Below are 13,605 nucleotides of genomic sequence, written 5' to 3'. Positions count from 1 at the left end.
GCTCCTTAAACTTTGGGCTGGCCGAGTAGGCGAGCCAGAATATTGATCAGCAGTACCATCACCACCAAGGTGAGCGAAGCCGCCCAGGCAAGCTGGATCTGATTATCAAATGGCATGGCTGAGAAGTTGTAAATCAAGATGGAGAGCGATGCAGTAGGCTCAAACACCTCGGATAGGTAGTAGCTGCTAAAGAGCGCGGTAAATAGCAGCGGCGCTGATTCGCCCGCAGCCCCCGCAATCGCTAGCAATACACCGGTCATGATGCCCGGTAAGCCCGTTGGCAGTACCACTTTAAAAATCACCTGGGTCTGTGTGCAGCCCATACCGTATGCGGCATCTTTCATGCGCTGTGGTACTTGCGCCATCGCCTCTTCGGCGGCCAGCAATACCGTTGGTAGCATTAAAACCGCCAAGGCCACACCACCGGCCAAGGCCGAGTAACCAAAGCTGATGACCAGCACCGCATAGGTGAAGACGCCTGCCAAAATAGAGGGAAAGCCCGTTAAGGTTTTGGCCAAAAAGCGCGATGTGCTGGCCAGTTTGCTGCCTGGGCCTAAAATCGCCAAATAGATGGCAGCAAAGATGCCCACAGGCACGCTGATTAAGCTTGCGATACTGACCATCACCAGCGTACCGACAATGGCGTTACCAAACCCGCCGCCCATCTCGAACGCCGTTGGTGGGGTTGCGGTCAGGGCTTCCCAATCCAAACGAGCACCGCCTTCGACGATCAGCATGTAGATCACCGACAGCAAGGGCACGCTGGCAAGCAAGGCTGCGAACCACGTGAGGCCGGTTAAGGTCGCGTTTTTTAACGCGCGAGGTTCAAACAACTCGCGCTCAAGGTTGGGTACTTTGGTTTCAGGCAAGGGGAGGGCGTCCGTACGGCCGCTGATCTCTGGTAGCTCTTTCATTTTTTACCCTCAAACTTACGCATGGTCATCTGTTGAATGCCAAGGCCCAACACGTTAACGATAAAGGTGATCGCCAACAGCACCATGGCCGCGTACATCAAGGCTTGCACCTCGATACCGCCCGCTTCCGGGAAGTTAGAGGCCAGTAAAGAGGCTAAGGTATTGGCTGGGGAGAACAGCGATAAACTGATTTGATTGCTATTACCGATCAACATCGCCAGTGCCATGGTTTCGCCCAAAGCACGGCCAAATCCGAGCACTAAGGCCGCTAAGATGCCGGAGGAGGCGGTCGGTAAAATGACTTTTAAAATGGCTTCCCACTTTGTGGTGCCCATGCCGTACGCAGCTTCTTTAACTTTGTACGGGATGCGACGAAACGCATCGACCGAAATCGCCGCAACGGTGGGCAGAATCATAATGGCCAGCACCAAGGCCGCCGGTGCAATGCCTGGGCCGCTTAGGTCCGTACCAAAGAGTGGGATAAAACCAAGCTCGGTGTGTAGGTAATCGGCGATTGGGCGCAGCATTGGGATCAACACATAGATGCCCCAAAGACCGTACACCACGGATGGGATCGCCGCTAACAGCTCTATGATGGTGCGAAACACCACCGCAAAATTAGCGGGGATAAAATCTTGGGTTAAAAAGAGGGCAATCGCGATGCCCAATAAACCGCCCATCACAAGGGCTAAAAAAGAACTGTACAGCGTGCCCCAAATCTCTGGCAGTACGCCAAATTCACCGGTGTTGACGTTCCATGTGGTGCCGGTCACAAAGCCTAAGCCGTGCGCTTGAAACGCCGGAAGCGCCTCTTTACCGATCTGCCACAAAATGAATGCGACCAAGACCAAAATCAGGGAGGCGCATGTCCATGCGAGTGAGCGAAACAGCGTATCGATGGAGTAATCGAGCTGACTAGGCGGTGCCGAAATGGGGCTTTTGGTCGGCACGTTAGAAAATGGATTACGAATCATGCTTATCCCTGCCAGTAAGAAAGACAGCCGACCGAGGGCCGGCTGCTAAGGTCATTATTGGATCATCTGAGCCGCAGCGCGGACTTTCTCGATTACATTCTCAGGAAGAGGGATGTAACCCAGTGCGTCAGCACTCTTTTGACCTTCGGTTAGGCAGTATTCGATCAGATCACGCAGGACTTTGGCCTTCTCGTCATCTTGATCTTTGTACAGCAGCATCCATGTGAAGGTTGCGATTGGGTACGCATCTTCACCGGCTGGATCATTGACCCATGCGATCAGGTTAGGCACATCGCTGTTTGGCAGGTTGCCCGCTGGGAACTCAGCGCTGGCCAAGGCCGCCGCACCGGATTCAGAACCTGGCATCACAAACTTACCGGATTTGTTTTCCAGCATCGCTGTTTTGGCTTTGGTCAGCTTCGCATAGCCATACTCGATGTAACCGATGGCGCCTGGGGTTTGTTTGATGGTGGCTGTGATGCCGTCGTTTTTCGGTGCTTTTACGAATTTAGCGCTGCCAGGCCATTGAGGCGACTTGGCTTGACCGATGGTGTCTTTAAAGTCAGCGTTGATTTCAGACAGGTGGCCTGTGAACACGTAAGTCGTACCAGACGAGTCAGAGCGAACCACTACGGTGATCGGCTCATCCGGAAGTTCAACACCCGGGTTGGCTTTGGCGATGGCTGGGTCGTTCCATTGAGTGATCTTGCCCGCGAAGATCTCTGGGTATACATCGCGTGGCAGTTTTAGCTCATCAACACCGTCTAAGTTGTAAGCCAATACCACTTCGCCAGCGGTCATTGGCAGCAGGATGGCACCACGCTTCACTTGCGCCATCTCTTCGTCTTTCATTGCCGCATCGCTGGCGGCAAAATCCACCGTTTCGTTGATGAAATCTTGGATACCTGCGCCACTGCCTTTGGCTTGGTAATCAATACGCACACCGTCGGTTTGCTGGCTAAAATCCTTAAACCATTTTGAGTAAAGCGGGAACGGGAAGCTGGCACCTGAACCGATCAACTTAACGTCGTCGGCCGAAGCTACAGAGGAAACAGTCAAAGTAGTGGCACACAGTCCTGCGCAGACGAGGCTCACCGTTTTTTTCATTAATCGAGATACAGACACAGTACCGCTCCTTGTCTAACGGTTGCTTGGAAAGTACCCGAACGGTAGAAGCTGGAAATGACAGTTGTGTGAATCTTTTGTGTCTATTGTGTGATCTAAAAATAAAGTTGAGGCAGTTCAATAAGTTAGATATTAGGGCGTTTCAGGTGACAATCCGTTGTCAATTTATCCCTTTTTACGACTCACTTAGCAGTTCAGGTAGAAACGTGACTAAGTTAGGCCAAACGGTGATGATCAAGGCCGCGACGCACATCAAAGCAAAGAAGGGGAAGGCCGCAACCGCGACGCGCCCCATGCTTTCGCCAGTAAGGCCTTGAAGCACAAAGAGGTTAAACCCGACCGGCGGGGTGATCTGGCCAAGCTCCACCATGATCACCAAAAAGATACCGAACCAGATCGGGTCAAACCCCGCCTGCAGTACCAGTGGCAACATGATGGGCAGTGCCATCACAGTGATCGAGATCCCATCCAGAAAGAGACCCAAGATCACAAAGAACACCGCCAAAATCAGAATCAAGGCGCCGGGCGATAAGTTCAGATCCGCAATGACGGCGGCAAGCTCTTGCGGAATGTGTAAATAACCAACGGCGGTGGATAACAGGGCAGCACACACCAAAATGCTACACACAATCACACTACTGATCACGGTGGCGTTGAGTGCTTCCTTAAACAGCGTAAAGGTCAACTGCCGCTCCACCAACAGCAGCAAGAGCGCTGCCGCTACCCCAACGGCGGCCGCCTCGGATGGGGTGGCGATGCCGGAGTAGATCGAGCCGATCACAATCCCAATCAACAACAATACTGGGCTTAATAAGCGCAGCGAGGTCAGCAGCGATTGTGTTGGGCCGGATGGCGTGCACGGTGCTTTTTCCGGGTGTAAGGAGGCTTGCAGCATCAAGTACCCGATGTACAAGGCGGCGACAATTAAGCCTGGAATCACACCGGCCATAAAGAGTTTACTGATGGAAACCTCGGCCTGAACCCCGTAAACGATCATCACAATCGAAGGTGGGATCAACAACCCAAGGCTACCCGCGCCTGCCAGCGAGCCGATGGACAGAGTACGGTCGTACCCGCGGTTGGCGAGTTCCTGCGTAGTGATCTTACCGATGGTCGCGGTGGTGGCGGCACTTGAACCACTGACCGCCGCAAAGAGGGTGCAGCCAAGCACATTGGTGTGCAAAATCCCGCCTGGGATTTTATTCGCAAAGGGCTCTAAGCCTTTGAATAAGCGCTCGGAGATATCCGAGCGAAAGATCAGCTCCCCCATCAAGATAAACAAGGGGATGGCCGAGAGCTCCCACGAGTTACCCGCACGAAACAGAATCTTACTTAAGATCACGCCCACACGGTGAAAACTAAAATCCCCCAACATCACCAGTGACCCCATGGCCACCAACATAAGGCCTGCGAAGATCCACGTACCGGCCCCAAGCACCACGAAAATCAACCCCATCACGCCCAGCATCATCCAGAGACTATCCATGCTTGGTTCCTTGAGTGCACAGCACCAATAAACGACTGATAAGGGTGAGGCACAAGACAATCATGCCAACGAGCACCATCCCCTGCGGAATCCAAAGGGGCGTTTCGGTCATGGTTTGGCTGACGGTGTTTCGATCAAAACTGCGTATCACGCTGATCGACCAGTACCAAGTAAAGAAGCCAAACGCGGCTAACGTTGCCAAGGTGGTTAGGATATCCAACCCATGGGCGATAGGCTTTGGTAGGCGCTCCAGCAGCAAGGTGACCCGAATCAATCCATCTTGGCTTAAGGCGTACCCTAAGCCCAAAAAGGTCATGGTTGCGACGGCATAGCCGATGAACTCATCGAGCACATAGGTGGATTCGCTAAAAAAGCGAAGCACAATCTCCAAGAGAATGTGCCCCACCATATAGACAATCAACACACCGGCTAACGCGCCAGCGAGTTGATTGATGCGATGCATAAGACGTTCAAACAGCAAGGCCATAAGCTCGCCTTATTGAGTGGCTTTGTTGAAAGCGTCCATGATGGCTTGGCCATCTTCGCCGGTGGCTTCAAGCCACTCAGCCACTGCCGGTTGCGCGGATTTAGTCAGTAAGTCAGACAGTTCTGGCGACATTTTGGTGTGCAAGGTGATGCCATGCTCTTTGATGGTGTCGTAGTTTTTCGCGACGCGTGTGCGTACCTCTTGCCAGTTGTGCTCGTCGGTTTTCTTAGCTGCTTCCAAGACCGCTTTTTGGGTGGCCTCATCCAAGCCTTCGAACACCTCTTTATTCATGTGGACCATGTTAAGTGGCACCGCGTATTGGATCTCAGAAAAGTGCCCCAAGTTCTCCCAAAAGCTTCCGGTAACGCCGGACTCGGCTGAGGTCAGCACCGCTTCAATGCCGCCTGTGGATAACTGGGGTACGACATCCGCCCAAGATAGATTCACAGGCGCAGCACCCGCTTCTTTAAAGGTGATGGTGCCGTTTTTATCATAGGTACGCATTTTTAGATCGGCCAACTCGGCGGTGGTGGTTACCGCATCTTTCGACCAAATACCGCTGGCAGGCCAAGGCGATGCATACAGGAGAATCTGATTGTTATCTTCAAACACCGCCTCATAGTAAGGGCGGGCGATGGTGTAGAGGGTAAACGCCTCGTCTACGTCATCGGCCACAAACGGCAGCGACGATAAAAGAAAGATCGAATCCACCCCGGCCAGCGTGCCGGCTAAGGTATCGGCGATTTGAACCGCCTCATCCGCCACAGCATAAAAGTGGTCGGCTGATTTAAAACCCAAAGAGCCACTGGTGTGCAGCGTGATCTCCACCTCGCCATTGGTTAGGGCTTTGACCTGCTCAATAAAGAACGCATCGCCTTCGGCGTGAATCGAGGTGGGCGGGTATTCGTTAGAGAAGTCCATCTTGGTTTCAGCGAGAACCTGATACGGCATCATAAACGTGCCGGTGGCCGCCGCGACCGCCATTGCTGTTTTAAAACCAAGTGCTTTGGATAACGTCCGCCAAGCCATGTGCTTCTCCTTAAAGGTCGGGTGAATCTTTAGCTGACCTGAAAACGAGAACGCGTGCTTATCTGTTTAGACGTCTTAGATGCCTAGATGCGACTTAAGTCGAGGATATGGTTAGAAAAATGCAGGAAAACCAGCAGAGAACAGAGTCTCTGCTGGTGGATAAGCGTATATGCTTGCGGTTACGCTGCCGCTTGTTCAGCCACTTGGCATCGAGCGAAGGCTTTTAACACGCCCTGCAAAATAGCGGCTGAGGTGTCTTCCCCGGTGGTGACGCTGCAGTAAGTTTCGCCGTCAATCTCCAAGGCCACACAGGCTTGTGCTTGGGCATCGGTGCCTTCGGTTAGCGCGCTTTCATCCAGCTGTTTAACACGGATGCTCACACCAAATTTACGCTCCAGCGCTTGAACTAACGCTTCAACAGCACCGCTGCCTTCGCCGCTCAGGGGGGGCTGTACCGCCGGAATACGGAAGGTGCCTGCGACTTTGCCGTTGTCGGTATGCAGATCATAACCGCTCAGGGTCCAGTCTTGGGCCAACTCGTTACAGTGTTTCTCGAACAGGGATTTGATCTCCAACGAGGTGATCTCTGCACCGCTGTTCTCGGTGGCTTTTTGCACCACACGGCTGATTTCGGCGTGCATCCATTTTGGCAAGCTGATGCCGTAATCGCGCTCCAAGACCAAGGCCACACCGCCTTTACCGCTTTGGCTATTGATACGCACAACCGCTTCGTAATCACGGCCAATGTCGCGTGGGTCGATGGGCAAGTAAGCCACTTCCCAGTGCGGTAAGTTGTGGGTTTCGTGGTACTGCATGGATTTACGGATCGCATCTTGGTGACTGCCCGAAAACGCCGTGTACACCAGCTCGCCAGCCCAAGGGTGACGCGCAGCAACCGGCAGCTCGGTGCAGTATTCCACCACATCAATGATCTCGCGGATGTCCGAGAAATCCAACTCAGGGTCAACGCCTTGCGAGTACAGGTTCATGCCCATGGTCACAATGTCCATGTTACCGGTACGCTCGCCATTGCCCAGCAAGGTGCCTTCGATGCGATCGGCACCGGCCATGACGCCAAGCTCGGCGGCCGCTACACCGCAACCGCGGTCGTTGTGGGTGTGCAAGCTGATCGAAATTTTCTCGCGCTGGGCAACGTTACGGCAGAAGTACTCGATTTGATCGGCGTAGACGTTGGGTGTGGACATCTCCACCGTCGCGGGCAAGTTGATGATCACGCGGCGGCCGTTTTCTGGCTGCCATTCTTGGATCACGGCATTACACACTTCCACCGCGTAATCGAGTTCGGTTCCGGTAAAGCTCTCTGGCGAGTACTGGAATGACCATTCGGTTTCTGGGTTTTGTTCGGCGTATTCACGCACCCAACGCGCACCCTGTACGGCGATGTTTTTGATGCCGTCGCGGTCCAAACCAAACACTTGCTCACGTTGCACTGTGGAGGTTGAGTTGTACACGTGCACCACCGCTTGTTTCGCGCCTTTTAAGGCTTCGTACGAGCGGGCGATTAAGTCTTCACGGGCTTGGGTCAGGATTTGAATCGAGACATCCGCCGGGATCAAATCTTCTTCGATCAACTTACGGACAAAATCAAAATCCGGCTGCGAGGCCGAAGGAAAACCCACTTCGATCTCTTTAAAGCCCAGCTTAACCAAGAGCTTGAACAGTCGCGTTTTCTTTTCAACAGACATCGGGTTGATCAGCGCCTGGTTGCCATCACGTAGGTCTACGCTGCACCAGTCAGGTGCTTGTGTGATGACTTGATCTGGCCAAGTGCGGTCAGTCAGGCGAAGCGGAGCAAAAGCTTTGTATTTGCGATGATCAAACATGATCGATTCCTGATGTAAAAGAAAACGGTTATTGGCAAGGAAACCACCCCAACGCAGAAAGACCGGGTGGATCTGACAGGTTGGTCTGACCGGGTAAGTCAGCAACGAAGCCCAATGGCGTGAGTGACCATTGTTTTCGCCCCTTAGGGTATAAAGCAGCAGGCTTAAGGGGTGTCTCCACTGATTGAAAAGTCTACGCCGGTTGGTGCGCAAAAGGGTTGCGAAATACACCCTGTATTGGGTTTTGTGCGCAATTAAATCTATTGAAATGTTGAATAGTGTTGTGGAATATTGCGTATAACCCTTTTAGTGAGAAAATTATCGTGGATTTAGACCGTTTTGATTTAAAAATATTGCACGAGCTACAACTGGATGGTGCCTTGTCCAACCAAGACTTAGCCGACCGCATAGGTTTAACGGCCGCGCCTTGCTCGCGCCGGGTTAAACAGCTGCAAGACAAAGGCTTTATTGATCGCTACGTAGCACGCGTTAACGAGCGCAAAGTGGGTCTTAATCTGATCGCGATTTTGCACATCAGCATGGATAAACACATCCCCGAGCGATTCGAAGCGTTTGAACAAGCGGTGGCGGAGCTTCCCGAGGTGATGGAGTGCTTTTTGATCACCGGTCACGATGCGGATTACCAATTAAAAGTGGCCGTGGCGGACATGGACAGCTATCACGACATCCTATTGGGCAAGATCACCCGTATAAAAGGGGTGACAGGGGTTAATTCCTCGTTTGTGTTGCGCAAAGTGGTGGACACCACGGCGGTACCGCTGCACTACTTAAATACCTAAAGGCGTTGATTTAAATCAGGTATTCGATTTGCATGATTTAGATCAACTAGCCAAAGGGTAAAGCGTCTTAAAGTGAAGGTGTTAAAGCGACTTTACAGGATAGCTCAATGAGTTTAACGGCAGGTTTACTGGATGGCGTCTGGTTGTGGTCAGTGCATCTGATCTTTGCATTCGGTTTTGGCTTGGCCTGCGTCAAAGCGCCATGGCGTGTGTTGTTGAATACTCGTGCTTTGCAGCATCTTTTTTTTGGCGTGACCGTGATTCTGATGCTGCTCTGGAGCATGCGGGCGGGGATCTCCCCAGGGCTCAGCATTCACTTTTTGGGCCTTACGGTGCTGACACTGATACTTGGGTGGGATTTGGCCATTTTGTCGGCCACCTTGGTACTGCTGGCAATGACCGTCATCGGCAAAGAGAGTTGGGATGGTTTTACCGTTAACGGCTTGTGTCTGATTTTGCTGCCTGCATTGGTAACGCACTGGATTCGCCTGACCGTTGAACACTACCTACCGAAAAACTTTTTTGTGTACCTCTTTGGGTGTGGCTTTTTAGGGGCGGGGGTTGTTGTGGCGCTGTCAGGGCTGTGTATGGTGATGTTTTTGTGGCTGGATGGCGTCTACCCGTGGGCCAAAATCCACCACGAGTACATCAACTACTTGCCGCTGATTATGTTTCCAGAAGCCCTATTAAACGGCATTCTGCTCACCGGTGTGATGGTGTTTTACCCCGATTGGATTCGCACCTTTGACGCAAAAGCCTACATCGATGATCAGTAGTAAGAAGGCCCTATAACTCAATGCCTGACCGGACGTTTAGCCAGCTTTCGCTGAAGCGTCCTTCTGTGCATGCCGAGTGCACGAGCGGTAGCAGACACATTACCTTCGTGATCAGCCAACACTTTATTGATGTGCTCCCACTCCAGGCGGTTAACGGACATCGGGTTTTCGGCGACATCAATGCACTCATCGCCAGACTCGCTTTGAGCAAGCGCGGCGATGATCTCATCGGCGTTCGCGGGTTTGGGAAGATACTGGGTGGCACCAAGCTTCACCGCTTCCACGGCCGTGCTGATGCTGGCATAGCCGGTTAAGATCACAATCCGCATGGCGGGGTTGGCTTCTTTTAAGATCGGCAGCACGGTCAGCCCGCTGGCGCCTTCCATTTTGAGATCCACCGTTGCGTAGTCGGGTAGCCACTCAGTTAACACCGCTGGGACGGCTTCAGCGCTTTGGCAGGTGCGTACCTCAAACCCACGGCGGGAGAGGGTGCGTGAAAGCACTTGGCAAAAGGTGGGGTCATCATCCACCACTAAGAAGCGTTCGGTAGGCGTGTTGGGTTCAGTTGTGTTCATGGAACTCTTTCCGGTTTAAACGCACTTCGGTGATGGTGCCTTTGTGGCGATCGGACGCGTTATACAGACGCACATCGCCATCGTATCGTGCGATGGTCGTGGTGGTCAGAAACAAGCCAATGCCCAATCCGCCGCCTTTCGTGGTGATGAAAGGTTGGCCTAGTTGATCCATCTTATCCATCGGAAGGCCCGGGCCAAAATCGCGAATCCGCAACCATAGGGCATCTTCATCCCAATTTACGTGGATTTGGATCTCCTTGGGGTTGGCATCCGCCGCGTTATTAAAGAGGTTTAATAACGCCTGCTTAAGGGAGGTGGTCAGCAGTAATTGTGGCGCAGGCGTTGGCGGGTGCTCAAAGGTGTAGGTTACCTCGGGGCGCTCAAGCGTCCAGTCGTGGATCACCTCTTTAACGCCTTCGATGAGGGATACGATGCGTGCGTTTTGGTGCTCTTCGGACACCGTACGTGCCATCGTTTTGAGTTTGTCTGAACACAAATCCACTTGCTGCTGGAGAAGACGCACATCCTCCTTGACCGCAGTATCCAACTGGCTATCCAGTGACAGTTCGTGCAATAACACGCGCATGGTGGCCAAAGGCGTGTTGAGCTCGTGGGCGGTGCCTGCCGCCAGGGTGGCGAGCGACAAAATCTGCTGATCGCGCACCGATTGCTCCCGTTGTGCTTGTAGGGCTTGCTCGTGCTCGGCGATGGATCGATTCATCGCCAGAATAAAGTAGGTCACGATGATGACCGTTAATGTGAAGTTGAGCCACATCCCCAAGGTGTGCAGATTAAAAAAGTCGTGCGCTAAATGACTTTGTCCATCGTGGGGAGAGAGCATCGCCCGCGCATCTAGATCCGACATGGGTAATGGTACATAGTTACGCAGCAGTAGGGCATAGAGCAGCATCACCCCCACCGCAATGGCCCAGCTAAAGCGGGTGCTGAGTGTCATCACACTGATGATGACGGGCACCAAAAGTAGCGAAATAAACGGGTTGGTTCCGCCGCCGGTTTGGTACAGCAAAAACGCATAGATGGTGACATCCGCCATTAACTGAGCGCCCAACTCCACAGCGGTCACCGGTAAGGCCACGCGAAGGCGTACGTAAGTCACCAAGTTTAATACCGCTAACAAGCCAAGCGCACTGGTGGCAGGCCAAGGGGAGTGCTCCCAAGAGAGGTAGCGCACGGTAAACAGCAAAATAATGGCTTGGGCCAGCAGAATAACAAAGCGGATGTAGGTTAGCTGCAGTAACGATTGTTGGTAAGCGGATACAAACTCTTTAACCGGCACAGGCTGAGCACCCTCGACTAAAAAGGGCAGTATACCGAATTTCGCTGGCCGACCGCAGCGACGATTTGCCGCATTCACAATCTCTTAACAGCACTGTAATGGACAAGATGTAGGATCTTTCGACTTTTTTTAAGGGACGGAAACCATGAATCTTAAAAACGTAGCGGGCATTTGCTCTGTGGTTGTATTGGTTGGTTGTGGCAATGAATCTTCTGATCAACAAACGCCTTCTGAAACGATTTTATCCAGTACCACCGCGACAGAAACAAGTTATGACGACATCGCTGATTCCGCTATTTGGCAGCACCCAACAGATTCCAGTAAGAATGTACTAATTGCATCGCTGGAGGGTGATGGAGTAGCCGTATTTGACGCTCAAGGAACCGAGCTTTGGCGAAATGAGGGGTATGAGTCGATAGGGGGCGATGTGAGGTATGGTCTCAGCGATAGTAACGGTAACCGCATCGATATTGCGGCTCTGGCTTTACCGAATGAGTCGGCACTTGCCTTCTTCAACGTAAGTTCGGATGAAACCCCTTTAGTTGAACTGGGCTACTGGACGCTTCCTGTAGAACCGGCGGGTGTATGTTTATATAAAAACCCGACCACAGGACAGATCACTGCAACTACCTTCAGTGAGTCTGGAGAAGTGTACCAATACAAGTTGTCATACGATGGAGTAAATATCACCAGCGCAGTCACTGATAACCAAGGTTTACCTATATCCGTTAGGACCGTTTCCGTTGGAGGAGAGCTAAGTGCATGTGCCGTCGATGATATTACAGGTACTCTATTTTTGGCTGAGCAAAATCTTGGCATTTGGGCTTACGGCGCGGATCCCGAAAATGTAAAAGAACGAGCTTTAGTTGATGGCGTTGAGCCTTTAGGCGCCCTTATCGAGATTGAAGGTATGGACCTTGTCCATGATGAAACGGGTGATGGCGTTTTGTTAGTTGGTGATGAAGGTGCTGGTCTACTGGGCTATCGCTTATCAGACTATACACTTATTCTCCAAAGCACTATCGAAGGCTTTGATGAGGTTAAAAGTTTATCGGCCTCTTCCGAAGAGCTATGGATAGCCAATACGGAGCTTGATGCTCCGGTTTATGAGCGTTTGAGCCAATCAGATGTTATTCAGCGAATTCAAGAGCAAGGATATACGTTAGCCTCGTTTATCGATCCAAGAGATTTGGATGTTGACGGGGTCCGTTTAGTTGCTGCAACAGCCGAAACTGATCAAGTTGCTGATGATGGTGATGCGGCCGATGACCCTGCGTTTTGGCTTAATGAATCCTCCGCGCAAGATAGTTTAATCATTGCGACCAATAAACAAGGTGGTCTGATGGCTTATAACCTTGATGGTGAGGAGGTCCAGTACTTAGAAAATGGAATGCCCAACAACGTTGATATTCGACAGAATTTAATAAAGCCCAATGGTGAGCGTATTTCTGTAGCAGCGGTTTCTAACCGCGAGTTAAACACCGTAGCACTTTACACCATTCAAGCAGCCAGCAATGGTCAAGATCCAATACAAGAGTTACCTGCTGAAGGAAGCTTTGTGCATTCAGGAGCGGCAGAACTAATTTCTACCGTAGACGAGGTATATGGCCTATGCATGTATCAAAGTGAAGATGGTACGCCTTATGTATTTGTGAATGGCAAAAATGGCACAACAGAGCAGTGGAAGCTGACCTTAACGAATACTGGTGCACAAGGGGATATTGTCAGAACCCTTCAAGTAAATAGTCAACCAGAGGGCTGTGTTGCTGATGATGAAAACGGCATTCTTTACTTGGGGGAAGAGGATGTTGGTATATGGGCGTTTGATGCTCATGAAACAGGATTAACAGAGCCAACGAATATAGCGTCTGTTGATGGTGAAGTTCTTGTTGCTGACGTTGAGGGTCTTACCTTATTCGACAATGGAAGCGAAAAATATTTGATTGCATCAAGCCAAGGTAATAACACTTATGTGGTCTTTGATGTTCATGATGAGTACAACGTATTAGGTACATTCGCCGTTGTAGGAGATGATGAAATTGGTGTTGACGGTGCTTCGGATACTGACGGTATCCACATTGTATCTACCAATTTGGGCCCTGATTATCCGCAGGGAATGTTTATTGCCCAAGACTGGTACAACATTGATAACGAATACCAAGTTGAAAATCAGAACTTTAAGATGGTGAGCTGGCAAGCGATTAAAGAAGCACTCGGCCTATAATTTCGGTTGGGCTTAATTTATCCTATTCGAAAAAAGCCATCTTATTCATAAGGTGGCTTTCTATAGCTGATGTA

General features: G+C 51.5%; 12 protein-coding genes. 3 read left to right on the top strand and 9 right to left on the bottom strand.

Annotated elements, in window-relative coordinates; translation table 11 throughout:
• Positions 1 to 5 precede the first annotated feature (5 nt).
• The 7 genes from pstA to leuA form a co-directional block, all read right to left on the bottom strand.
• A complete protein-coding gene (pstA, locus tag ACXAF9_RS04100; protein ID WP_475070766.1) occupies positions 6 to 914 on the bottom strand; it encodes a phosphate ABC transporter permease PstA in 909 nt (302 codons plus the stop codon).
• Positions 911 to 1,888, bottom strand: a complete 978-nt coding sequence (gene pstC, locus ACXAF9_RS04095; RefSeq protein ID WP_475070761.1) for a phosphate ABC transporter permease subunit PstC — start codon at positions 1,886 to 1,888, stop codon at positions 911 to 913. The genes pstA and pstC overlap by 4 nt, the downstream gene beginning before the upstream one ends.
• Positions 1,889 to 1,942: 54 nt before the next feature.
• Positions 1,943 to 3,013: a phosphate ABC transporter substrate-binding protein PstS gene (gene pstS, locus ACXAF9_RS04090; RefSeq protein ID WP_475070759.1), complete on the bottom strand. Its 1,071-nt coding sequence runs from the start codon at positions 3,011 to 3,013 to the stop codon at positions 1,943 to 1,945.
• Positions 3,014 to 3,188: 175 nt separating this feature from the next.
• On the bottom strand, positions 3,189 to 4,499 hold the full coding sequence (locus ACXAF9_RS04085) for a TRAP transporter large permease (protein WP_475070756.1): 1,311 nt from the start codon (positions 4,497 to 4,499) through the stop codon (positions 3,189 to 3,191).
• Positions 4,492 to 4,986 carry a TRAP transporter small permease subunit gene (locus ACXAF9_RS04080; RefSeq protein ID WP_475070753.1) on the bottom strand — a complete coding sequence of 165 codons (495 nt, stop codon included), beginning with the start codon at positions 4,984 to 4,986 and terminating at the stop codon, positions 4,492 to 4,494. Before ACXAF9_RS04080 ends, ACXAF9_RS04085 begins: the two co-directional genes overlap by 8 nt.
• Before the next feature lie 9 nt (positions 4,987 to 4,995).
• Positions 4,996 to 6,015, bottom strand: coding sequence for a TRAP transporter substrate-binding protein (locus ACXAF9_RS04075; RefSeq protein ID WP_475070751.1), 1,020 nt, complete (start codon positions 6,013 to 6,015; stop codon positions 4,996 to 4,998).
• A gap of 179 nt (positions 6,016 to 6,194) precedes the next feature.
• Positions 6,195 to 7,859: a 2-isopropylmalate synthase gene (gene leuA / locus ACXAF9_RS04070; RefSeq protein WP_475070746.1), complete on the bottom strand. Its 1,665-nt coding sequence runs from the start codon at positions 7,857 to 7,859 to the stop codon at positions 6,195 to 6,197.
• A gap of 323 nt (positions 7,860 to 8,182) precedes the next feature.
• Between leuA and ACXAF9_RS04065 the strand changes: the two genes are divergently transcribed.
• Both ACXAF9_RS04065 and ACXAF9_RS04060 read left to right on the top strand, forming a co-directional pair.
• On the top strand, positions 8,183 to 8,659 hold the full coding sequence (locus ACXAF9_RS04065) for an Lrp/AsnC family transcriptional regulator (protein ID WP_475070744.1): 477 nt from the start codon (positions 8,183 to 8,185) through the stop codon (positions 8,657 to 8,659).
• Positions 8,660 to 8,766: 107 nt separating this feature from the next.
• Complete coding sequence (locus ACXAF9_RS04060; protein ID WP_475070740.1) at positions 8,767 to 9,435, top strand: energy-coupling factor ABC transporter permease; 669 nt, start codon at positions 8,767 to 8,769, stop codon at positions 9,433 to 9,435.
• Positions 9,436 to 9,452: 17 nt separating this feature from the next.
• Here the strand turns inward: ACXAF9_RS04060 and ACXAF9_RS04055 are convergent, their stop codons facing one another.
• A complete protein-coding gene (locus tag ACXAF9_RS04055; RefSeq protein WP_475070734.1) occupies positions 9,453 to 10,010 on the bottom strand; it encodes a response regulator transcription factor in 558 nt (185 codons plus the stop codon).
• Positions 9,997 to 11,385, bottom strand: coding sequence for an ATP-binding protein (locus ACXAF9_RS04050; protein ID WP_475070731.1), 1,389 nt, complete (start codon positions 11,383 to 11,385; stop codon positions 9,997 to 9,999). Before ACXAF9_RS04050 ends, ACXAF9_RS04055 begins: the two co-directional genes overlap by 14 nt.
• A 67-nt stretch (positions 11,386 to 11,452) precedes the next feature.
• Between ACXAF9_RS04050 and ACXAF9_RS04045 the strand changes: the two genes are divergently transcribed.
• Complete coding sequence (locus ACXAF9_RS04045) at positions 11,453 to 13,531, top strand: phytase (RefSeq protein ID WP_475070727.1); 2,079 nt, start codon at positions 11,453 to 11,455, stop codon at positions 13,529 to 13,531.
• Positions 13,532 to 13,605: the final 74 nt, after the last annotated feature.

This window comes from Neptunomonas sp. ABH4_499, assembly GCF_056160565.1.
The sequence above is the reverse complement of the archived record's forward strand: the minus strand, read 5'-3'. Positions and strand labels throughout refer to the sequence as shown.

Coding starts and splice junctions, on each gene's coding strand:
- ACXAF9_RS04060 (WP_475070740.1), top strand. CDS start 8,767: ATGAGTTTAACGGCAGGTTTACTGGATGGCGTCTGGTTGTGGTCAGTG.
- ACXAF9_RS04075 (WP_475070751.1), bottom strand. CDS start 6,015: ATGGCTTGGCGGACGTTATCCAAAGCACTTGGTTTTAAAACAGCAATG.
- pstA (WP_475070766.1), bottom strand. CDS start 914: ATGAAAGAGCTACCAGAGATCAGCGGCCGTACGGACGCCCTCCCCTTG.
- ACXAF9_RS04080 (WP_475070753.1), bottom strand. CDS start 4,986: ATGGCCTTGCTGTTTGAACGTCTTATGCATCGCATCAATCAACTCGCT.
- leuA (WP_475070746.1), bottom strand. CDS start 7,859: ATGTTTGATCATCGCAAATACAAAGCTTTTGCTCCGCTTCGCCTGACT.
- ACXAF9_RS04055 (WP_475070734.1), bottom strand. CDS start 10,010: ATGAACACAACTGAACCCAACACGCCTACCGAACGCTTCTTAGTGGTG.
- ACXAF9_RS04085 (WP_475070756.1), bottom strand. CDS start 4,499: ATGGATAGTCTCTGGATGATGCTGGGCGTGATGGGGTTGATTTTCGTG.
- ACXAF9_RS04045 (WP_475070727.1), top strand. CDS start 11,453: ATGAATCTTAAAAACGTAGCGGGCATTTGCTCTGTGGTTGTATTGGTT.
- pstC (WP_475070761.1), bottom strand. CDS start 1,888: ATGATTCGTAATCCATTTTCTAACGTGCCGACCAAAAGCCCCATTTCG.